Below are 21499 nucleotides of genomic sequence, written 5' to 3'. Positions count from 1 at the left end.
CCGCCTTCCCCGGACTTGGGTGAAGAACCTTTTTTTTTCGTCCCCTGCCTTACACTCCGGCCATGGACGAGACTCAGGGCGTCGACGATCTGCCAGGTAGCTTCGGCTACGGCGCCGGGGTGCTCTACGGCCTGCCGCAGCCGCCGCGCTGGATGGGCCAGGTGCAGCCCGACCTGCACAAGGTGCTGCTGCTGATGGCCGGGGGCGACATGCTCTACGGCCACCTCAGCGGCCTGGACTGGGAAGGCGGCAACGTCATCCTGCGGGTGGGCGAGGAAACCCTGTCCAACCCCATCGCCGACCTGCGCGGCATCCTGCTCAGCGGCCGCGAAAAGCTCGGGCGCCCGCCCGTCGCCCCCACCGGCACCATCACCAGCACGCTGCGCTACCGCGACGGCGGCGACTGGATGCTGCAGGCGCACGCGGTGCACGTGGACCTGTTCGGCGCCGGCTTCTTCACCCTGGCCGATGGCCTGCTGCATGCGGTCTTCGTGCCCTGGCGGGTGCTGGCCGACAACGAACTGACCCTGCGCTCCGGCCTGTCGGACCACCAGCGCGCCCGCATCCAGCGCGAGGTGGCCTTCCGCCGCGGCGCCGACATCGACCGCCTGCAGAACGCCAGCCTCGAGCGTGTGCCGGGCCAGAGCCGGGACGACGCCGACATCCGCCGCAGCGCCTTCGCCAAGGCCTTCTGCAAGGCGCTGGGCGGGTGAGCGCCGCGGCCGGGCAGGGCGAGGAAGTCCCCAGCCTCGAACCGCGGGCCCGCGGCCGCCTGGGCGGCGTGCTGGCCGTGGTGGCCAACGCCATCCCGCTGGCCGGCGTGCTGTGGTGGGGCTGGGACGTGGGTTTCCTGATGGCGCTGTTCTGGGCCGAGAACCTGGTGCTGGGCGGCATCAACGTGGGCCGAATGCTGGCGGCCATGCCGGGCTCGGTGGCGCTGTGGGCGATGAAGCTGTTCGTGGTGCCGTTCTTCTGCATCCACTTCGGCATGTTCACCGCCGCCCACGGCCTATTCGTGTCGGCGCTGTTCGCCGGCGGCGCGCCGGCTGGCGACCTGGAGATGCCCTGGGACCTGCTGTCGCGCTTCATGGCCCAGTACCCGGCGCTGGCGGCGGCGCTGGCGGCCGTGACGCTGGTGCACCTGGTGCACACCTGGGTGGACTTCGTGTCCACCGGTGCCTTCCGCCGGGTGAACCCGATGGCGCTGATGTTCCAGCCTTACGGCCGCATCGTGGTGCTGCACGTGACGCTGATCTTCGGCGGCTTCATGGTGCAGGCCGCCGGCGCGCCGGTGGCCGCCCTGGTGCTGCTGCTGGTGCTCAAGACCGCCATCGACCTGGGCCTGTGGGTGTTCGGTGGCACCCCGGGGGCGAAGGACAGCCAGCTGGCCGGCCGGCTCAAGCTCTGACGCCGGCCCGCGGGGCGTTACAATCGGGCGATTCCGTCTTTAGCTGTAGAGAGACCGCCCGATGAGCACGCCCGCCAGCCAGCTTCCCGACCGCGACCCCGAGCGCAGCCCGCTGCGTTTCGTCACCGCCGCCAGCCTGTTCGACGGCCACGATGCCGCGATCAACATCATGCGCCGCCTGATCCAGGCGCAGGGCGTGGAAGTGGTGCACCTGGGCCACAACCGCAGCGTCGAGGACGTGGTGCGCGCCGCCCTGCAGGAAGACGCCGACGGCATCGCCCTGTCGAGCTACCAGGGCGGCCACATGGAGTACTTCAAGTACATGGTGGACATGCTGCGCGAGCGCGGCGCGGGCCACATCCGGGTGTTCGGCGGCGGTGGCGGCACGATCACGCCCGAAGAGATCCGGGAGCTGCAGGCCTACGGCGTCGAGCGCATCTACCACCCCAACGACGGCATGCAGATGGGGCTGGTGGCGATGATCGAGGACCTCGTGCGCCGGACGCGCGAGGCAAAGGGTCAGGTACATTTTTCCCCCGACGTTGCCGGCAAGGGGAAGAAAGCGAAGGGGAAAAATGTACCTGACCCTGCTGGCGAGATCGCGATCGGCAAGATGCTGACCGCCATCGAGCAGGGCCACTACGACGAGAACCAGCTGGCCACCCTGCGCAAGGAATGGCAGCTCGCCGGCGGCAAGACGCCGGTGGTGGGCCTGACCGGCACCGGCGGCGCCGGCAAGTCGTCGGTGACCGACGAGCTGATGAACCGCTTCCTGCAGCATTTCCCGGAAATGCGCATCGCCGTGATCTCGGTCGACCCGACCCGCCGCCGCACCGGCGGCGCGCTGCTGGGCGACCGCATCCGCATGAACAGCCTGCGCAGCCCGCGCGTGTTCATGCGCTCGATGGCCACCCGCCGCCAGCACGTGGCCACCAATGCCGTGCTCAAGGACTGCGTGGCCTTCCTGCGCAGCCAGGGCTTCGACCTGGTGATGGTGGAAACCGCCGGCATCGGCCAGAGTGACTCGGAGATCGTCGACCTGGTCGATTTCCCGGTGTACGTGATGACCAGCGACTTCGGCGCCCCGAGCCAGCTCGAGAAGATCGACATGCTCGACTACGCCGAGCTGGTGGTGCTCAACAAGTTCGACAAGCGCGGCGCCGAAGACGCCCTGCGCGACGTGCGCAAGCAGTGGAAGCGCAACCGGGTGGCGTTCCAGCTCAAGGACGAGGACGTGCCGGTCTACCCGACCATCGCCAGCCAGTTCAACGACCCGGGCGTGACCTGGATGTTCGCCAACCTGTGCCGCCTGCTGCGCGAGAAGGGCAAGGCCGACTTCCAGCCCGAGGTGGACACGAAGCTGCGCGAGCCGCGCGCCACCGTGCTCATCCCGGGTAACCGGACCCGCTACCTGGCCGAGATCGCCGAGGCCGGCCGCCAGGCCAACGCCGGCATCGAGCGCCAGGCCGAGGCCGCCGAGCGCGCCCAGCACTACTACGAAGCCCTGCGCGAGCTGGGCGACCCCAGCCTGCCCAGGCCGCTGGAGCTGTTCGACCCCCACCACCTGATCGTGCCCACGCCAGCCCGGGCTGGCGCCGGCAGCGAAGCCAAGTTCCCCGAGTGCGGCGAGCGCCGCCAGGGCCTGCCGGACCGCCGCAAGATGGTGTTCCAGTGGGAGCGCCGCCAGGGCGCGGCCAGCGGTGACAACCCGCTGGCGCCGCAGGTCGTCATCGACCGCAGCCTGGTGACCCTGCGCCAGCGCTACAACGACGCGGTGAAGGCGCTCAGCGCCGAGTCCGTCAACGCCCTGCGCGAGTGGCCCGAGCGCCTGAGGTCGATCACCGAGGACGTGAACGAGTACACCGTGCGCGGCAAGGTGATCCGGGTCGAGAACTACCGCGAAAGCCTGAGCCACCAGAAGATCCCGAAGATCGCCGGCCCGAAGTGGAAGAGCTGGGGCGAGCTGCTGGTGTTCCTGGGCAAGGAAAACCTGCCCGGCCATTACCCCTACACCGGCGGCGTGTATCCGTACCGCCGCACCGGCGAAGACCCGATCCGCATGTTCGCCGGCGAGGGCACGCCCGAGCGCACCAACCGCCGCTTCCATTACCTTTCCGTGGGCCAGCCGGCCGCGCGCCTTTCCACGGCCTTCGACAGCGTCACGCTCTACGGCGAGGACCCGGCCAGGCGCCCGGACATCTACGGCAAGATCGGCAACTCCGGCGTGTCCATCGCCACGCTCGACGACATGAAGAAGCTGTATTCGGGCTTCGACCTGTGCGCGCCGACCACCAGCGTGAGCATGACCATCAACGGCCCGGCGCCGATGATCCTGGCGATGTTCATGAACACCGCCGTCGACCAGCAGGTGGAGAAGTACCTGCGCGAGGACCAGGCGCGCTGGGACGCTGCGCACGCCAAGATCGAGAAGCTCTTCGAAGGCAAGCAGCGCCCCGAATACGCCGGCCCGCTGCCGGAAGGCAACGACGGCCTGGGCCTGGGCCTGCTGGGCGTCACCGGCGACCAGCTGGTGGAGCCGGAGGTGTACGAGCGCATCAAGGCCGAGACCCTGCGCCAGGTGCGCGGCACCGTGCAGGCCGACATCCTCAAGGAAGACCAGGCCCAGAACACCTGCATCTTCAGCACCGAGTTCGCCCTGCGCATGATGGGCGACATCCAGCAGTATTTCGTGGACAACAAGGTCCGCAACTTCTACTCGGTTTCGATCTCGGGTTACCACATCGCCGAGGCGGGCGCGAACCCGATTTCGCAGCTGGCCTTCACGCTGTCGAACGGCTTCACGATCGTGGAGTACTACCTGGCGCGCGGCATGCACATCGACGACTTCGCGCCGAACCTGTCGTTCTTCTTCTCCAACGGCATGGACCCGGAGTACACGGTGATCGGCCGCGTGGCCCGCCGCATCTGGGCCCGGGCGATGCGCGATCGCTACGGCGCCAACGAACGCAGCCAAATGCTCAAGTACCACATCCAGACCTCGGGCCGTTCGCTGCACGCCCAGGAGATCCAGTTCAACGACATTCGCACAACCCTGCAGGCGCTGTACGCGCTGTTCGACAACTGCAACAGCCTGCACACCAACGCCTACGACGAGGCGATCACCACGCCGACGGAAGAGAGCGTGCGCCGCGCGGTGGCGATCCAGATGATCATCAACAAGGAACTGGGCCTCAACTTCAACGAGAACCCCTGGCAGGGCAGCTTCGCCGTGGAGCAGCTGACCGACCTGGTGGAAGAGGCCGTGTACAAGGAGTTCGAGGCCATCAGCGAGCGCGGTGGCGTGCTGGGCGCCATGGACACCATGTACCAGCGCGGCAAGATCCAGGAAGAAAGCCTGTACTACGAGCACAAGAAGCACGACGGCAGCCTGCCGCTGATCGGCGTGAACACCTTCCTGCCCAAGGACCACGCCGGCGAGGTGGCCACCGAGATCGAGCTGATCCGCTCGACCGAGCCCGAGAAGGCCCAGCAGATCACCAACGTGCAGCTCTTCCAGGCCGCCCGCAACGAGGTTGTTGTAGGAGCGCCTTCAGGCGCGAATTCCCACCCCCTGAGAAATCTTCAGCAAACCGCCCGCGACCGCCAAAACATCTTCACTGCGTTGATAGAAGCAGTGAAGACCCACAGCCTCGGGCAGATCAGCCATGCGCTGTATGAGGTGGGTGGGGAGTATCGGCGGAATATGTAGCGAAGCGAGTTTCAAGACTCGCCGTGCGCGTTGAGTTCCGTGTTCCCGGAAGGTCTTTGCTGGGCGCCGGCCACCTTCGGAAGGGAAACAATGAGCGCACTGGAAGACAAAGCTAGGTACCCGCATCCCACGTCGCCTGCCTTCTCTTCGAATGCTTGGTTGGCATTGAAGAACGACGATGCTGCTCGGCGCAAATGTGTGCGGGTATGAGTCGCGACGCATTGGCCTCCACACCGTCAAATATTGACGTCGTCATCATCGGCTCCATCATTCGCTTCGCCGTTGAGTGGTTAGGCGTCCCCTACCGCACCCGCTTCACCCGATTCCGATACGCCCTCACGTTGTCCCCGGAAATGCGCTTGTTGCGCACGCCTTCGACATCGCCAATCTTGACGTCACTCCCGGTCACCGGCTTCGCATCCACCTTCGTCTCGCGCTCGAAGGCGTGCGACTTGTCGGTGTTGCGGTAGAAGCGGTAGATCGCCCAGTACAGCGCGGCGGCACCGGCGGGGCCGAGGGCGAGCAGCCAAAGGGTGTTGTCCTCGCTCATCATTGCGCTCCCAGGATGGCGAGCACGATCGCCTCGATGAAGGTGCCCGACGTAATGGCCGCCAGCAGCAGCTTCCAGTGCTGCACCGGGATGCTGCCCATGGTTTCACCGGTACGGCCGTTCACGGCGATGTAGTGCAGCATGCCGCCGTTGGGTCCGGGCTCGTGGTACGAGTACAGCCACACCGGCAGGTACATGGCCACCCAGCGGGTGCCGTGCACATCCAGGCTTTCTTCCTCCCAGCGCACGCCACGGTCGTAGCGCTGCGTGCTGGCCTCCACCTGGTGGCGGGCGATGGACAGCAGCTGGTCCTCCAGCCGCGGGCGCAGGTGCTCCACGTCGCTGTCGCGCTTTTCCGAGGTGAAGCCCGCCAGGTACGAGGCGTTCCACTTCACCGCGTTCTTGGTGTCGAAGGGCAGGATGGTGTTGATGATGTTGTTGGTGTTGACGCTGGTGTCGAGCTGGCCGCGCGCCCGGTTTGACTCGAGATGCAGGTCGTCCACGGTGAAGTCCACCTGGCGGTGCACCTGGTACACGTCGGCGTCGTAGTAGGTCTTCTTGTTGTTGCCGCTGCCCGTGGTGTACTCGCGCGTCTGGATTTCGCCTTTGCCGGCCACGGCGGCGCTGCAGCGGCCGTCCACGATCATATAGGGCAGGTACACGCCCACCACGTTCTCTGGCGTGAACTGTTCCTTGAAGGCCTTGAGCGCGAACAGGCGCCGCTTGTCCACGAACTGGCGGATGCGCTGCACCGCATCGTCCTTCTTGATGCGGAAGGGCAGCACCGCGTCGGGAACGGCGCCGTTGGCCACCTGTTCGTTCACGCCGAACTGGTGCCGGCACCAGTGGCAGCGCGCCGTCATCGCATTTTCCGTGTTCACGGTGACTTCGGCGCCGCAGCCGGTGCACTTGAAGGTCATCAGGTGCGTGGCGTCGTCGGCGATGTCCTTCGCGCCCGAGGCCACCACCGTGCCCTGCAGGTCGTCCAGGCCTTCGCCCAGGCCAAACGCCTCCTCCACGCCGTGGCCATGCCACTCGTGCCGGCAGTACAGGCAGACAAGCTTGTCGGTGCCGGGGCGCTGGCGGATGTCGGTGGCGCCGCACTTCGGGCAGTGGTTCTGGCCGTCCTTGAGCTCTTCCGAGGCGGTGTCGATGGCTTCCGGGTCGGGCGCCAGCACTTCGTCGCGGATGGGCTTGGGCAGGGTGGCCGGGTCCACCGGGAAGGTACCCGGCAGCGGCGGCACCTCCTGCGGTGAACCGGGGCCAATGCCCGGCGGCAACGGTGGCGGCGTCGGGCCCGTGGTGTTGGTCATGGACGGTAAGCCCGGCTTACAGGCCCAGGGCCTTGGCCTTGAGCGCGTCGTAGTCGGCCTGCGTGATCAGCCCCAGGTCGAGCATCTCCTTGGCCTTCTTGAGCTTGGCCACCGGGTCGTCGGCCGCCGGCGCCGCCGGGGTGGCCGGCTGCTGCAGGCTGCCGATGCCGCCCATCATGCCGCCCGCCATGCCCAGGCCCACCAGCCCGGCCGCGCCGCTGTTCTCGCCGGCGGCCTGCATGCCTGCCGCCACGCTGGCCTGCAGGTTGGAATTGCCACGGCTGCCCGCCAGCGCGTCGGCGCGCTGCACGGTCTTGAGCAGTTCCTTGGTGTTGGCGTCGTACTCAATGGAAACGATGGCGGTCTTGACGATGGCCAGGCCGCGGTCGGTGGTCCACTGGTAGGCGTTTTCCACCGCGGCCGAGAGGCTCTTGGCGAAGCCGATCGAGTCCTGCTGCAGCTTGGTGATGCGGTTACCCTTGGACGGGTCGTTCGAGTACAGGCTGAAGGCCGGTGCCAGCGAACCCACCACTTCGTTGAACAGCTGGCCGGCGGCGGCGTTGTCCATGTCGGTGAAGTCGAACACCTGGCCGGGCTGCAGGTACGAGGCCGGCACGAAGTTCTTCACGAACAGGATGGGGTCGACGATGCGCAGCGTGTACGAGCCACGCGTCACCGCGCCGACCTGGGTGTTGAGGAAGCCGTCGTCCCAGTAGATCTCCGACTGGGTGCCGAAGCGGTTGTCCGGCAGCTCCTTGAGCGAGACGAAGAAGGCCAGCTGCTGGCTGCCCGGCTGGCCGCCGAACTTGAAGCGCTCCCAGCTCTGCTTGATCAGGGGGCTGACGATGCCGTCGCCGGCAAAGATGGACTGTGAGTTGACGTCGTCCGAGCGCCACTCGTAGCCGCCCGCCTCGGCCGCGAAGCCGGTGATCTTTCCGTCCTGCATCAGCAGCAGGCCGTAGCCCTCGGGCACGATGATCTTCGAGCCGTTGGTGATGATGTTGGTCGAGCCCTTGGTGTTGGACCCGCGCCCGGCGTTGGTGCCCTGGGGCACGGCGGCGAACAGCGCCGCCGTGGCCGGCAGGCCGGCCGGCACCGTGAAGAAGTCCTTCCACTGGTCGGCCAGCATGCCGCCAACCGCCCCCGTCACCGCCTGCACAAGACCCATAGCCATCCTCTCCGTTTCGCAGCCGGCAGGGCGCCGGCCAAGCCTGTCGAACTATACCCCCGGAGCGCCTGCCGCCAAGGGTGGCGGAAGTACTGCCTGGGTGCTCCGCCGCGCCGGCCGGATCACCCGTCAGCCGCAGTTGATCTCGAAGCTGCCCGGCGCGGTTCCCGCGTGGCCGCTCGCGGTGGAGGTAAAGATCGCTTTGCCCGAGACCACGCGGCCATTCGCATAGCCCTATCCCTGCATGAGTACACAGGCAGGTTTGCGCAGGCTGGCAGGCAAGCCCGCCAGCGGGCACGTGCGTCAGCCCCTGCGGGCAGTCTCGATGGCCGCCACGTCGATCTTGCGCATCGTCATCATCGCCGCGAACACGCGCTGGGCCACGGCCGGGTCTGGGTCGGTGTAACCCTCATTGAGCGCGCGCGGGATGATCTGCCAGCTCACGCCCCACCGGTCCTTGCACCAGCCACACTCACTTTCCTGGCCGCCGTTGCCGACGATCGCGTTCCAGTAGCGGTCGGTTTCGGCCTGGTCCTCGGTGGTCACCTGGAAGGAGAAGGCTTCGCTGTGCCGGAAGGCGTCGCCGCCGTTGAGGCCCAGGCAGGGCAGGCCGAGCACGGTGAACTGCACGGTGATCACGCTCCCCCGCTGGCCTGCGGGGTAGTCGCCCGGCGCGTGGTGCACGGCCAGCACTCTGCTGTCGGGGAAGGTGGCGGCGTAGAACTCGGCGGCGTCGAGCGCGTCACCGTTGAACCACAGGCAGATCTGGTTCTTCGGGAACATGGTAGGTCTCCGGTGTCCGGGCCGGGCGTGCGGCCCGCTTGGGCTGTGTCAGCTGAGATTGACCACGGGCGTGAACCCGCCATAGATCATCCGCGCCCCGTCATAGGGCGCGGGGTTCGCCTTCGGGTCCATGCGCGGGTCTTCCATCATCTTCTGCATGCCGGCGTCGCGGGTGGCCTTGTCGGGCCACTCCACCCAGGCGAAGCACACGGTCTCGCCATCCTTCGCCGCTACGCTGCGGAAGAAGTCGGTCTGCTTGCCGTGCGGCACGTCGTCGCCCCAGCACTCGATGACGCGCAGGGCGCCGAACTCCAGGAATACCGGGTCGAATTTGCGGGCGAAATCGATGAACGCCTGCTTGTTGGCGGTCGGGACCGCCATCACGAAACCGTCGACGTAGCCCATGGGAAAGCCCTCCGTTGTCGGTGTGGACGGCCAGCCTACGCCCGGCCGGCGGGCGAGGGTAGTGCCGGGCCGTCTGGCGAATCCGCGGGGCCTCGGTGACAATCCCGGCATGCGAACCTTCGTCCTGCGCGCCCGCGCCGCTCCCACCGACAGCCAGCGCCTGCTGGCGGCCATCGGCCAGGAGGCGCACCCCGAGATCCTGGCGCACACGCTGATGAACGCCATCTTCGTGGCGCAGTCGCACCGGCCCGACGTGGTGGTGTACCTGGTGCTCGAAAGCACGCAGGACTACTCGCGCACCATCCGCTTCGAGGTCAACGCCATGCATTCGATCGGCGGCTTCGACGAGCGGGCGCTGCTGGGCAAGGTGGCCGCCGCGCTCGACGCCTCGCGCGGCCTGGGCAAGGAGGAAAGCCGGCCGGTGGAGTCGGGCGTCACCGTGCGCACCGTCAGCTTCGAGCGCCTGGTGCAGGAGCTGGCCGCCGACCACCAGCTCTTCGTCATGGACCCCAAGGGCACGCCCATCCGCGAGCAGGTCTTCGAGGGCAATCCGTGTTTCCTGCTCACCGACCACATCCCCATGCCCAAGAAGACCTTCGGCAGCCTCGAGCGCCTGGGCGCGAAGAAGCTGACGCTGGGCAGGAAGATGCTGTTCGCCTCGCAGTGCGTGGTGCTCATCCACCATGCGCTGGACGAGCGCTGAGGCAGGGGCCCTCGCGCTCGATCCTGTGGGACGGCACCATCATCAACTGCTCGCCGTCGGAGATGACGGCCAGGATCGACGGTGCCACCTCCTGCATCGGCCTGGTCGCCGCCGATCCGGAGGCTGCGGCGAAGGACGCCGCCGCGTTCCTTCAGTCGCGCGGCTTCACGGCCCGGGTGGTCGCGGACTTCGAGCCGGGGCTGCCCATCGCTTTCGTGCTCAGCGATGCCATGCACGGCACGGTCATCAATTTCCGCAAGCACCTGGTCCACATGCCGCGGCCGCAGAAGGTCTGAGCCCGAGGTGATGCTTCACTCGGCCGGCAGCGCGGCTTGCTCCTGCATCAGCAGCGGATCCCCGGGCGCCCGTTCCAGCGCCAGTGCGAACAGTCGTCGCGCCTCCGCCACATCGCCCGCGTCGAGGGCATGCCGGGCGAGCTGCGACAGCAGTTCGGCATCATCGGCGCCGTGTCGCTCCAGCCAGGCGAGCAGCAGGGCGGACTGGTCCGGCGGCACCTGCGGCGCGAGGCCCCAGTAGGTATTGAACAGGCCGCAGTCGGCCTGCTCCGGCGGCGCGGGGCAGAGCGCGTCGTAGGCGGCGATGGCCGCGTCGAAGCCGCCTGATCCATAGGCCTGCGCCATGCGCTCGGCGGCCGACGGCGCAGCCTGGATGCGCGCGACGCGGTCCAGCGCCGCCCGCCGTGCGGCGTCATCCATCCACGCGCCGCCGATGGCCACGCCTTCGACCAATCGCACATTGGCGATGTCGGCCAGTGGGTCGCCGCCCAGCAGCACCAGGTCGGCCAGTGCGCCGGGCCGCACCACGCCGAGGTCGTCGCGCCCCAGGAAGCGCGCCGGGTTGCGCGTGGCCGTTTGCAGCGCAGCCAGCGGCGGCAGGCCGGCCTCGACCATCAGCGCCAGCTCCTCGTGCAGGCTGCTGCCGGGATAGACGAAGGGCATCACGGTGTCGCTGCCCGCCAGCAGCGGCACGCCGGCCGCATGTAGATCGCGGGTACGCGCCAGGCAGAAGGCGTCGCGGCGCGCGTTGACTTCGAAGTCCTTCGCCACCGCCTCGGGATCGTCGGAAGGCCACCAGCCTCGCCAGAAGTCGCGCATCCAGGCCGGCACGAGCTTGTCCCGGGGGTCGGGCGGGGCGCCGGCATCGAGGCGGCCGCGTCGGGCGCGCCAGAGCACGCAGGTGGGCGTCTGCCAGGTGTCGTTGCGCCTGAGGTGGACGGCGATGGCCGCGAAACCCGCCGGGTCGAAGTCGTCGTAGGCCGCGTGGTGGATCGCGGCGCTTTCCTCGCGCTTGGCCGCGCCGATGCCGTCGTTGTAGCCCAGGCCCTCGTGGTAGGCGAGCCAGCGGGCGTGCAGCGCTGTCGCATCGCCCGCGCTCCAGACCATCAGCGAGTGCAGGTGCTCGAAGCTGCGCTGGGTGCCGCCGTCCGAGGCGTCGACCCAGTCCAGCGCGATGGGCACGTGGCCCTCCACGCGCACGCCAAGCCTGCGGGCTTCGTCCCGCAGCGCGCGGTAGGCGTCTGCCGGGATCTGGTCGTACACCTTCAGGAAGTCGGCCCGCGAGCGCGCCACCAGCCGCACCACCTCGCGTGCCGAATCCGCGTCGGCCACCTTCAGCGCCGGTTCGCTGGCTGGCGTCGGGCCGTCCACGAGCGGGCTGGCCAGGTGCATGCGCGGCGCCCGTAGGCTGCCCTCGATGCCCTTGGCGCGGGTCGCGTACTGCCCGGTGTAGCCGCGCATCTGGCGCAGCCCCGTGACGCCATGGGCCAGGAAGACCGGCAGCGTGGCCTCGTCGTACCAGTGGGCATGCATGTCCCACAGCCCGGGCATCAGCCAGCGGCCTTCGCCATCGACCACGGCGGCCCCGGCCGGGGCGACCAGGCGCCCGGCCGGGGCCACGGCGACGATGCGCTCGCCGGCGATGAATACGTCCTGCGGCGCGGCTTCCCGCCCGGCTTCGGTGTCGACCACGCGGACGGACTTCAGCACCAGGGAGGTGTCGCGGGGCGCGGGCGACGTGGCGCAAGCGGCCAGCAACAGGGCCGGCAGGGCCAGGCAGGCGCTACGGAACGTGGGGTAGGGCACGGCAGGGCTCCGAAGGCGCGCCAGGGCGCCGGCTCTTGAATGGCCTAACGCGTCCGCCGCGCATAGCCGGCCGGCCCCGGGGCCTTTGTTAGAGTGGGGAGGTCTCCAGAACACAGGACGTGAGCCCATGAACTACCCCATCGGAACCCCCGGCCAGCCCTGGGGCGATGCCGAGAAGGCCGCCTGGCGCGCCCGCCAGCAGGCCCGGCGCAGCTATGCCGATGACGTGCTCAGCCGCATCGAGGGGCTGCGCGCCCACACCGACGTGGTGGCCTATGGCTCGATCGACTGCGAGGCCGACGGCGCCTTCCCGGTGTACGCCCTGCGCAGCAAGGCCTGGGACGAGGCGCTGCCCTGCGCCCTGGTCACCGGCGGCGTGCACGGCTACGAAACCAGCGGCGTGCACGGTGCCCTGGACTTCGTCGAAAGCCACCTGGCCGACTACGACGGCCGCATCAACGTGCTGGTCGCGCCCTGCGTGAGCCCCTGGGCCTACGAGCGCATCCAGCGCTGGAACCGGCGCGCCCTCGACCCGAACCGCAGCTTCATCAGCGACAGCCCCTGCGACGAATCGGCCGCGCTGATGCGGCTGGTGGCGCCGATGGCCGGGCGCTTCCTGGTGCACATCGACCTGCACGAAACCACCGACAGCGACGAGTCCGAGTTCCGCCCGGCCAAGGCCGCGCGCGACGGCCAGCCCTTCGAGCCCGACACCATCCCCGACGGTTTCTACCTGTGCGGCGACAGCGCCGACCCGCAGGCCGGATTCCAGCAGGCGGTGATCGCCGCCGTGGCGACGGTGACCCACATCGCGCCGCCCGACGCCAAGAACGAGATCATCGGCTCGCCGGTGGTAGCGCACGGCGTCATCAACTACGACTACCGGGCGCTGGGCCTGTGCGCCGGCGTCACCGACGCCCGCTACCGCACCACCACCGAGGTCTACCCCGACAGCCCGCGCGCCACGCCCGCCGAATGCAACGCGGCCCAGGTGGCGGCGGTGCGGGCGGCGCTGGACTACGCGCTGGCCGCCGGCGGCTGAGCCTGGCGCCGGAAGGAAGGTCGAACGCGGCCGGAGGCGACGGGCGGGCACGTTTACCCGGGGGCAGGGCGCCGGAGCGCCGGGGGAAGGGCATGGGCTGGGAAAGGGGGCGTCTGGGGGCGCTGGTGCTGGCCGGGCTGCTGCTGGCCGGCTGCAACGACACGGTCCATGACGAGCTTCAGGTGCAGGGGCCGATCGGCCTGGTGCAGGCCGGTGACCAGCAGCAGCTGTGGGTACTGCACAAGCAGCGGATGGAGCACACCGTTCGTTTCGGCGGGCGTGGTCGCGGCAATTCCTTCTACACGCGCAGGGACACCTACTTCCATTTCGACGTGCAGGCCTTCGACCCGGCCACGGTGCGGCCGGTGTGGCAGCAGCGCGTGGTGACCTACTCGGATCCCGAGCTCAAGCCGGGCCAGCGAACGCCCTCGCGCATCGTCGGCTCGACGGTGTCGGGGCGGCTGCTCGGGCAGGACGCCGACCTGGTCTGGCTGCTGGTGGCCCACCTCCCATACGCGCTCGACGCCGCCACCGGCGAGATCGTGCACGACGCCGCCTCGATCGAACGTGCCCGCCCCGAGCTCGCCGGCCTGCTGCCGAGCGAGGCGCGGTTCTGGGGCTTCGACGAGGGCCTGGTCACCACCCTGGCCGATGGCCGGCGTATCCGACTGACAGGGCGCGGCCTGGAACTGGCCGACTACGCGCCGCGCCAGCGCGCCATCGAGCCCGTGCCGATGCGGCCCGACGGCACGCTGCGCATCGTGCCCGCGCGCCCAACCGTTCCGATCGTGCGCCACGTACCCCGCGGCGCGAACGAATGGCTGGGGCTGTACACCGACAAGGAAGCGGCCGACGCGGCCAGTGACGACACCGGCGAGCATGCGCGCTACCCGTACTCGATCGCGGACGAGGGCCCGATGGCGCGCCGCAGCTTCCGCCACGTGCGCCTTGCGCCCGCCACGCGCTGGGACGAGACCTTCCTGCAGGTGGCCGCGGTGGAGCCGGTGCCTGGTTCGCCGGTGCTGCTGCGCGGTCGCTTCGTGCGCGACGCGGCGACCGACGCCGCCCTCGACCCGGGCAATGGCGATCTGCTCGCGTGGCACCGCACCCGCATCGACGATGCCGGGCGGCTGGCGCTCTCGCGCCTGGGGCCGGACCTGCAGCCGCGCTGGCAGCTCGAGCTTCCCTTCACCGACGGCGGCGGCGAGCTGCAGGTGCTGACCTGGCGCATCGGCCAGCAGCTGGTGGTGCACGGCCAGGCGCAGACGACGCAGGTCGACGCCCGGCTGCGCGTGCCGCACCTGGTCAGCGTCTCGCTCGACGAGGGGAGGTTCGCGGCCTGGAACCTCGAGGCCGGCGCGCCGCCGGGCGAGCCCCCGGCCTTCCCGCGCAACGACTGAGGCGCGGCCTTGCCTGCAGCCGCAGGCTGCTCCCGGGGCGGTCCCCAAAGCCGTTGCGGAACGACTAGGATGCCAGCAGGGGAGTCCTGGGGAACCTGGCATGCGGAACGTGCTGCGGGGATTGTTCGTCGTCTGGGTCGTGCTCGCGGGGCTGGCATTGCCGGTCGCCGCGGTGGAAACGATCGACCTGGCGGCCTATCGCCAGCTGGCCGCCAGTGACCGCGCCCGAGGCATCCGCGAGGGGCGCGAGGCGCTGGCCGCCGGCGTGTTCGAGGACGCACCGCGCGAGCGCATGAAGCTGCTGTGGTACATGGGCGGCGCCGCCATCGGCGCGCCCGACGAACTGGCGCTGCGCGAGGTCGTGCAGCATCTCGAGGCCCTGAACGCCAACGGGCAGCAGGGCGCGGCCAGCCTGGCCGGTTTCCTGCGCGGCGCGCGCCTGATCGACCTGGGCCAGCCGGGCGAGGGCCTGGTGGAGGTGCTCGCGGCCGCGAACGCACTGCCCGATGACGATGAGCTGCGTTTGATCGGCGCCAGCGAGCTGTGCCGCGCCTACGCCAGCGCCGGCGAACCGGCGCGCGGCGTCTCGCACTGCCAGCGCCATACCCGGCTGGTGCAGGCCACCGGCGACGTGGCGGCGCTGGCGCGCGCCTACTATCTCGAAGCCTCGGTGCTGAGCCTGTCGGGCAACCTTCAGGCGGCTATCCCGCTGTGGCGCAAGGCGCGCGAGGGTTTCGCCAATGCCGGCCTGGCGGCGCTGGCCGGGCGCGCCAGCGGTGGCCTGGCGGTCGACCTCAACGGCACCGGCGACCACGCCGGCGCCCTGGAGATGGCGCGCGAGGCGATCGCGGCCGCCACCGAGGCGGGCAATGCCATCAGCATCAGCATCGCCGAGCGCCAGGAGGCCGAGGCGCTGCTCGGACTCGGCCGCCACGGCGAGGCGCGAGCCGTGATCGACCGGGCGCTGGCGCGCATGGAAGGCCTGGACCACCCGCCGACGCTGCGCGAACTGCTGCAGGTGCAGCGCGAGGTGCTGGTGGCCCAGGGCGCCACGCCGCCCGAACTGGCGGTCGTCGATGCGCGCATCGCCAGTTTCGGCAGCGACGCCACCGAGCCGGCGCAGTCGGGCGTGATCGACGCCCTCGAGCAGCGCTACGTCCAGCGCGAGCAGGAACTGCGCATCCGCGAACTCGAGCAGGAGAACCTGCGCAAGGAGCTGGAAATCGAAGCGGCCCGGCAAAGCGCCCAGGAGCAGGAGCAGGTGGCCCGAGAGCAGCGGCTCATGGCCCTGGTGTGGGGCGGGGCCACGCTGGCGCTGGTGCTGCTGCTGGCGGCCGCGGGCTGGGCGATGAGCGCCCAGCGGCGGCTGGCCGCCAGCCTTAAGGACCAGGCCTACCGCGACGGACTCACCCGCCTGCCCAACCGTCGCGCCCTGCTCGAGCGGGTGCAGTCGCTGGTGGCGCGCGAACCCGACGGTCCCCATGCGCTGCTGATGGTCGACATCGACCACTTCAAGGCGGTCAACGACGGTCGCGGCCACCTGGTCGGCGACCGTGTGCTGGCGCGGGTGGCCGATTGCCTGGCCGCCGGCGGACCGGCGGGCGGGCTGGTGGCCCGGCTCGGCGGCGAGGAGTTCGTGGTGCTGGCGCCCGGCATGCCGGGCGAACGCGCCCGGGCCCTGGCCGAGGAGTTGCGCCGTGCGGTCGCCGGGCTCGAACTCTCGGTGCCCGGCGAGCCCGACCTGCAGGTGACCATCAGCCTGGGCGTGGCGCTTTTCCCCGCGCCCGGCATCGGCGACCACACCAGCTGGCTGGGCGCCGCCGACACCGCGCTTTACGCGGCCAAGCGTGAGGGCCGCAACCGTGTGGCCATTGCCGGCTGAGCCGAGGGGGCGGCCCGAGCCCCAACTTTCGCCATGCGCGCGGCCGGCGCGGCCCTGACACTGTTCGTTTTCCATTCCCCGGGGAAACCGCCATGACCACCCGTCGCGACCTGCTCAAGTTCGGTGCGCTCGCCACCGCCGCCGCCGCGCTGCCGGCCTTCGGCTCCAGCGCCAGCCTGGGCAATGCCATTCCCAGGGCCGACCGGCCGCTCAACATCCTCATCCTCGGCGGCACCGGCTTCACCGGCCCCTTCCAGGTCGCCTATGCGCTGGCGCGCGGGCACAAGGTCACCACCTTCAACCGCGGCCGCCGGCCGATCGCCGAGTGGGGCGACAAGGTCGAGCAACTCGTCGGCGACCGCACCACGGGCGACCTCAAGGCGCTTGAGGGCCGCACATGGGACGTGTGCATCGACAACCCCACCAGCCTGCCGTACTGGGTGCGCGACGCCGGCAAGGTGCTGGCCGGCAAGGTGGGCCATTACCTGTTCATCTCCACCATTTCCGTCTATGCCGACGGCTCGTCGCACGGCATGGACGAGGACTCGGCGCTGGCCGCGTACAAGGGCAAGGATGCGATGGCCGAGACGCGCGAGACGCTCATGGCCGACATCGAGAACCTGTACGGGCCGCTCAAGGCGCTCAGCGAGGCCGAGGCGCACAAACAGTTCGGCGACAAGGTCACCATCGTCCGGCCGGGCTACATCGTCGGCCCGCGCGACGAAACCGACCGCTTCACCTACTGGCCGAAGCGCGTCGCCGAGGGCGGCGAGATCCTGGTGCCCGGCGATGGCCTGGATCCGATCCAGATCATTGACGGCCGCGACCTCGGCGAGTGGATGATCCGCCTGGCCGAGGCCGGCACCACCGGTGTGTTCAACGCCTGCGGCCCGGACTACACGCTCACCATGGACGCGGCCCTGCATGGCTGCCACGCCGTCAGCGGTGGCCCGGCCAGCTTCACCCACGTGCCGGGGGAGTTCCTCGAAAAGCAGGGCGTCGGGCTGCCGATCTGGGTGCCCCGCGAAGGCTCGCCGTACTCGGGCTACGGCACCGTCAGCAATGCCCGGGCGATCGCCGCCGGCCTGAGCTTCCGGCCGCTGGCCGAAACCGTCACCGACCTGCTGGCCTGGTACCGCAGCCTGCCCGCCGAGCGCCAGGCCGAGGTGCGCGCCGGCATCACGCGCGAAAAGGAAGCCGAGCTGCTCAAGGCCTGGCGAATGCAGGGCGCTTGACCCGGGTCAGGGCCGCATCCGGCAGCCCGGGCCAGCATCACGTCACGGGCGCCGTGGGTGCGCCGCAGAGAGGTGATGCATGGAATTCCAGGTGGACATCCCCGGCCAGCCGGCCGACGTTGGCGCGATTCGCGAGGCGCTTTGCGCCGTCGACCCGGCGGCGCTGGCCGACGTCGACCCGCTCAACCCGGTGCTGCGGATCTCGGCCAATGTCTCGACCCGCGAACTGCAGGACCTGCTCAGGCAGGGTGGCTTGGGCGTTGAGGTCGCGGCAATCCGCCCGCAGGCCTCGAACTGCTGCGGCGGCTGCGGCGGCTGATCAGGCGGGCGTGCGCGCCGCAGGCAGGCGGGCAGGGTTGGCGGCGACCCACTCGGCCAGTCCGTCGGCCGGCATCGGCCGGCCGAAGCAATAGCCCTGGCCGAAGCGGCAGCCCAGCCCGGCCAGTTGTCTGGCCAGGGCCTCGTCCTCCACGCCCTCGGCCAGCGTGCCGAGGCCGAGCGAGCGCGCCAGCTGCACGATCGTGCTGACGATCACCCGGCCGTCCTCGCCCTCGCCCAGACGTGACACGAAGGACTGGTCGATCTTGAGCTTGTCCACCGGGAAGCGCTGCAGGTAGGCCAGGCTGGAGTAGCCGGTGCCGAAATCGTCGATCGACAGGCGCACGCCCAGCTCGCGCAGGCGGCGCACGGTCGCCAGCACGCCTTCGGCATCGTGCAGCAGCACCGATTCGGTGAGTTCCAGCTCCAGCGCCTGCGGCGGCAGGCCGCTGGCCGACAGGGCTTCGAGCACGTCCAGCACCACGTCGCCGCGCTGGAACTGCACGGCCGACAGGTTCACCGCCACGTAGGGCACGTCCAGCCCTGCGGCGCGCCAGGCGGCCGCCTGCCGGCAGGCCTCGCGCAGGATCCACTTGCCGATGGGCACGATCAGGCCGCTTTCCTCGGCCTCGGGGATGAAGCGAAGCGGCGCCACCATGCCCTGTTCCGGGTGCCGCCAGCGCACCAGGGCCTCGACGCCCACCAGGCGCCCGTCGGCCAGTTCCACCTGGGGCTGGTAGTGCAGCTCGAACTCGCGGCGCTCGAGCGCCTTGCGCAGGCCATTGCGCATGGCCAGGCGCTCGCTGACCTCCCGGTTCATCGCGGCATCGTAGAAGCGCCAGCCATTGCCGCCGGCTTCCCTGGCGCGATGCTGGGCAGTACCCGCGTTCTGGAGCAAGGTCGCGAATTCGCGGCCGTCGCCGGGCGACATCGCCGCCCCCATGGAAACCGTGATGCGCAAATCCTGGCCTGCGACTTCCAGCGGGCGCGAGAGCGCCTCGAGGATGCGTTCCTGTAGCGCGGCCACCTCGCCGGCGTTGTTGACCTCGCGCAGCAGGATCGCGAACTCGTCGCCGCCCAGGCAGGCCACGGTGTCGGATTCGGCCACGATGGCGGCCAGTCGCTTCCCGAGCGAGCGCAGCAACTCGTCGCCCACGGCGTGGCCCAGCGAATCGTTGACGTGCTTGAAGCCGTCGACATTGAGCAGCACCAGCGCGGCGCGTTCGTCGTCCTCCTCGCGGGCCGCGAGCACCTGGCTGGCGCGGTCGCGCAGCAGGGCGCGATTGGGCAGCCCGGTCGGCCCGTCGTAGAAGGCCAGGGCCTCGACCTGCATCTCGGCCGACTGGCTTCGCGCCATCTCGCTGGCCAGCCGCGCATAGGGCGAGCGCACGCTGACGACGAACACCAGGCGGTAGACCAGCAGGTAGGCCAGCAGCTTGAATGCATGGCCAGCCAGGCTGAAGAAGTCGTTGACGTTCTCGTAGACGGTCAGCGACATCTCCGAGAGGATCCACAGCAGCGCCGCGGCCAGCAGGCCGTCGACATCGAAGGGCGGGTTTTCCGAGCGGGCCCGCAGCAGGCGCAGTGCCGCGACCGCCATCACCAGCACCACCAGGGCCTCGATGGCCACCTTCAGCGGAGTCAGGCCGCTGCCTTCGACGTAGAAGACGGGCCAGGCCTGCGGCTGCCAGAGCGCCATGTAGTAGACCAGCGCGACAATGGACAGCGTCGCGGCCAGCCACAGGTAGCGCGCGGAGGGGCTGGCGAACGGTCGCCAGGCCCGGAAAGCCACGACCAGCACGCTCAGCGCGCCCAGCATGCGGGCGCACAGCCAGAAATTGATCGACTTCTGGGGCGAAGCCGGGGTCACCAGGTCGGGCATGCCCTGGTAGGACATCATGTGGCCGAAGTCGACCAGGCCAGCGGCCAGGGAGCCGCAGGCGATGATGATGACGTTCGAGGGGCGTTCGGCCTGCCAGGCATGCCAGGAAATGCCGAACACCAGCATGGCCACGACGATGGCGAAGACCTCGACGGCGGCGTGCAGGCCGACCGGGAACCACATCGGCTCGTGCTGGCCGAAGTCCACCGGCAGCAGCCAGGTGACGAGGAAGACAAGGGTGCAGGCGGCCACGAGAGCCATGCGGAAGCGGTGCGAGTCCAGCCAGCTTGCGCGACCGGGTGCAGGTTCCGGATGCCAGCCAGCGGGCGGTGCATGCATCGGCGTTGTCCCTCGGGGTCCCCACGCCGACATTGCCATCGGGCCGGGCCGAATGCCAGCGTCGACGCGTGATCGGGCCGGGGGCTTGGAAGGCGGGTCCGGCGGCCACATCATGTGGCATTGGAGAAGTTTCCCGGGAGCAGGACCATGGCCACCGGCTGGGCCGGCGACGGCGCCGTACAGGACCAGATCGACGCCACCGTGAAGGACGCCATCAAGCGGGCGCGCAGCCGCCTGCCGACGGGCCCTTCGCTGGAGAAGTGCGAGGAGTGCGACACCGCCATCCCCGAGGCGCGCCGCCAGGCGCTGCCCGGCGTGCGCCTGTGCGTGGCCTGCCAGGAAGAGCGCGACCGCGAGCAGCGTGCCGCCAGCGGCTACAACCGCCGCGGAAGCAAGGACAGCCAGCTGCGCTGATCAGCGCCCGGGCGGCGGTCCCCAGTTGAAGCAGGCGGCGTCGGTGAAGCCGTCGCCGTCGAGGTCGCGCTGGCCCCCGGTCTGGAAGTCGCAGTCCTCGTCGACGCCGTTGGCGTCGCAGATCTCGATGTTGCCCGGGTAACGGTTCGAGTTGCCGTCGTCGCAGTCGTCGCCGCCGGTGGCCTCGGAGTAATGGCCGTCGCCGTCCGCATCGATGCGCTGCAGCGGGAGCGGCTGGCATCGGCGGCCGTCGTCGCTGGGCCGCTGGCCCTGCGGGCAGGCCAGCGCGCGCCCGGCCTGGCACTGGCGCAGGCGCCGGCCGTCGATCTTGCGGGCCACGGGCAGGCAGCGTTCGGCGCCATCGGCGCCCACGCCGTTGTCGCAGTCGGCGTCGATGTCGCATTTGTGGGTCAGCACGGGAAAGCGCCGGCTGCGGGCCTCGCCGGTGAAGCGGAACAAGGGCCCGGCGCGCCCCTGGAAAAGCACGATCCGGGTGTCATTGGCCGGCGTGACCTTGAGGCTGTCGAGGTTCCAGTTGTCGCCGCCGATGCCACCGCCCAGGGTGGTGACCAGTTCGACCGCCGCGACATCCTGCCAGCGCACGCCGGGCTGCAGCGGCAGGTGCATCGAGCGGTTGCTGTGGTCGGCGAGCCGCTGGAGTCCGTTGGCATTGTCGACGCTGCCCACCAGTCGGCCGTCGTTGTCGTAGGCGCGCAGGTGCACGTTGTCGTTGCCGCCGCGCAGGTCGTCGCCGCCGGTGCCGACCTGGAACAGCAGCGTGTCGGCGGCCAGGGCCGGGAGCACCATCGCAAGCGTGAAGAGCAGGGCCGCAGGGCGGATGAGCAT

At 69.8% G+C, this 21499-nt stretch carries 19 protein-coding genes; 11 read left to right on the top strand and 8 right to left on the bottom strand.

Going from position 1 to position 21499, the window contains the following annotated elements; translation table 11 throughout:
* The first annotated feature begins 62 nt into the window (after nucleotides 1–62).
* From C6N40_RS04165 to C6N40_RS04155, 3 genes are all read left to right on the top strand, one after another.
* Nucleotides 63–713 (top strand): hypothetical protein, encoded by a 651-nt coding sequence (locus C6N40_RS04165; RefSeq protein WP_106989726.1) that lies wholly within the window; start codon nucleotides 63–65, stop codon nucleotides 711–713.
* Nucleotides 710–1408 carry a DUF6498-containing protein gene (locus C6N40_RS04160; protein WP_106989725.1) on the top strand — a complete coding sequence of 233 codons (699 nt, stop codon included), beginning with the start codon at nucleotides 710–712 and terminating at the stop codon, nucleotides 1406–1408. The genes C6N40_RS04165 and C6N40_RS04160 overlap by 4 nt, the downstream gene beginning before the upstream one ends.
* 61 nt (nucleotides 1409–1469) lie before the next feature.
* Nucleotides 1470–5117 carry a methylmalonyl-CoA mutase family protein gene (locus C6N40_RS04155; RefSeq protein ID WP_106989724.1) on the top strand — a complete coding sequence of 1216 codons (3648 nt, stop codon included), beginning with the start codon at nucleotides 1470–1472 and terminating at the stop codon, nucleotides 5115–5117.
* 301 nt (nucleotides 5118–5418) lie between these two features.
* Here C6N40_RS04155 and C6N40_RS04150 read toward each other — a convergent pair whose 3' ends face one another.
* The 5 genes from C6N40_RS04150 to C6N40_RS04130 all read right to left on the bottom strand — a co-directional run bounded on the left by C6N40_RS04150 (nucleotide 5419) and on the right by C6N40_RS04130 (nucleotide 9336).
* Nucleotides 5419–5667: a hypothetical protein gene (locus tag C6N40_RS04150; protein WP_106989723.1), complete on the bottom strand. Its 249-nt coding sequence runs from the start codon at nucleotides 5665–5667 to the stop codon at nucleotides 5419–5421.
* Entirely contained in the window at nucleotides 5667–6980 is a 1314-nt protein-coding gene (locus tag C6N40_RS04145) for a hypothetical protein (RefSeq protein WP_106989722.1), read from the bottom strand. Before C6N40_RS04145 ends, C6N40_RS04150 begins: the two co-directional genes overlap by 1 nt.
* A gap of 16 nt (nucleotides 6981–6996) precedes the next feature.
* The gene (locus C6N40_RS04140; protein ID WP_106989721.1) at nucleotides 6997–8148 is read right to left on the bottom strand and encodes an SPFH domain-containing protein; all 1152 of its coding nucleotides are present in this window, start codon (nucleotides 8146–8148) and stop codon (nucleotides 6997–6999) included.
* 303 nt (nucleotides 8149–8451) lie between these two features.
* Nucleotides 8452–8931 (bottom strand): VOC family protein, encoded by a 480-nt coding sequence (locus tag C6N40_RS04135; protein ID WP_106989720.1) that lies wholly within the window; start codon nucleotides 8929–8931, stop codon nucleotides 8452–8454.
* A gap of 48 nt (nucleotides 8932–8979) precedes the next feature.
* Complete coding sequence (locus C6N40_RS04130) at nucleotides 8980–9336, bottom strand: DUF1428 domain-containing protein (RefSeq protein WP_106989719.1); 357 nt, start codon at nucleotides 9334–9336, stop codon at nucleotides 8980–8982.
* A 109-nt stretch (nucleotides 9337–9445) separates the two neighbouring features.
* On the opposite strand from C6N40_RS04130, the gene trmY reads away from it, so the two are divergent.
* Both trmY and C6N40_RS04120 read left to right on the top strand, forming a co-directional pair.
* Nucleotides 9446–10039, top strand: a complete 594-nt coding sequence (trmY, locus tag C6N40_RS04125) for a tRNA (pseudouridine(54)-N(1))-methyltransferase TrmY (RefSeq protein ID WP_106989718.1) — start codon at nucleotides 9446–9448, stop codon at nucleotides 10037–10039.
* A 62-nt stretch (nucleotides 10040–10101) separates the two neighbouring features.
* Nucleotides 10102–10335: a hypothetical protein gene (locus tag C6N40_RS04120; RefSeq protein WP_106989717.1), complete on the top strand. Its 234-nt coding sequence runs from the start codon at nucleotides 10102–10104 to the stop codon at nucleotides 10333–10335.
* Nucleotides 10336–10350: 15 nt separating this feature from the next.
* Here C6N40_RS04120 and C6N40_RS04115 read toward each other — a convergent pair whose 3' ends face one another.
* Entirely contained in the window at nucleotides 10351–12141 is a 1791-nt protein-coding gene (locus C6N40_RS04115) for an amidohydrolase family protein (protein ID WP_162782071.1), read from the bottom strand.
* A gap of 127 nt (nucleotides 12142–12268) precedes the next feature.
* Here C6N40_RS04115 and C6N40_RS04110 point away from each other — a divergent pair, with 127 nt between their 5' ends.
* The 5 genes from C6N40_RS04110 (at nucleotide 12269) to C6N40_RS04090 (ending at nucleotide 18019) form a co-directional block, all read left to right on the top strand.
* Nucleotides 12269–13183 (top strand): M14 family metallopeptidase, encoded by a 915-nt coding sequence (locus tag C6N40_RS04110; RefSeq protein WP_106989715.1) that lies wholly within the window; start codon nucleotides 12269–12271, stop codon nucleotides 13181–13183.
* A 92-nt stretch (nucleotides 13184–13275) separates the two neighbouring features.
* Nucleotides 13276–14583, top strand: coding sequence for a PA2928 family protein (locus C6N40_RS04105; RefSeq protein WP_162782070.1), 1308 nt, complete (start codon nucleotides 13276–13278; stop codon nucleotides 14581–14583).
* Between the two features lie 100 nt (nucleotides 14584–14683).
* Nucleotides 14684–16465, top strand: coding sequence for a diguanylate cyclase (locus C6N40_RS04100; RefSeq protein WP_106989713.1), 1782 nt, complete (start codon nucleotides 14684–14686; stop codon nucleotides 16463–16465).
* A gap of 92 nt (nucleotides 16466–16557) precedes the next feature.
* Complete coding sequence (locus C6N40_RS04095; protein WP_106989712.1) at nucleotides 16558–17700, top strand: NAD-dependent epimerase/dehydratase family protein; 1143 nt, start codon at nucleotides 16558–16560, stop codon at nucleotides 17698–17700.
* Between the two features lie 79 nt (nucleotides 17701–17779).
* A complete protein-coding gene (locus C6N40_RS04090) occupies nucleotides 17780–18019 on the top strand; it encodes a hypothetical protein (protein WP_106989711.1) in 240 nt (79 codons plus the stop codon).
* Here the strand turns inward: C6N40_RS04090 and C6N40_RS04085 are convergent, their stop codons facing one another.
* Entirely contained in the window at nucleotides 18020–20161 is a 2142-nt protein-coding gene (locus tag C6N40_RS04085) for a putative bifunctional diguanylate cyclase/phosphodiesterase (RefSeq protein WP_162782069.1), read from the bottom strand.
* 225 nt (nucleotides 20162–20386) lie between these two features.
* Here C6N40_RS04085 and C6N40_RS04080 point away from each other — a divergent pair, with 225 nt between their 5' ends.
* The gene (locus C6N40_RS04080) at nucleotides 20387–20653 is read left to right on the top strand and encodes a DksA/TraR family C4-type zinc finger protein (RefSeq protein ID WP_106989709.1); all 267 of its coding nucleotides are present in this window, start codon (nucleotides 20387–20389) and stop codon (nucleotides 20651–20653) included.
* On the opposite strand, the gene C6N40_RS04075 is transcribed toward C6N40_RS04080, so the two are convergent.
* Nucleotides 20654–21499 (bottom strand): putative metal-binding motif-containing protein, encoded by an 846-nt coding sequence (locus tag C6N40_RS04075; RefSeq protein WP_162782068.1) that lies wholly within the window; start codon nucleotides 21497–21499, stop codon nucleotides 20654–20656. It abuts the gene before it with no gap.

The sequence above is a fragment of the Arenimonas caeni genome, assembly GCF_003024235.1.
Classification (GTDB): domain Bacteria; phylum Pseudomonadota; class Gammaproteobacteria; order Xanthomonadales; family Xanthomonadaceae; genus Arenimonas; species Arenimonas caeni.
The sequence above is the reverse complement of the archived record's forward strand: the minus strand, read 5'-3'. Positions and strand labels throughout refer to the sequence as shown.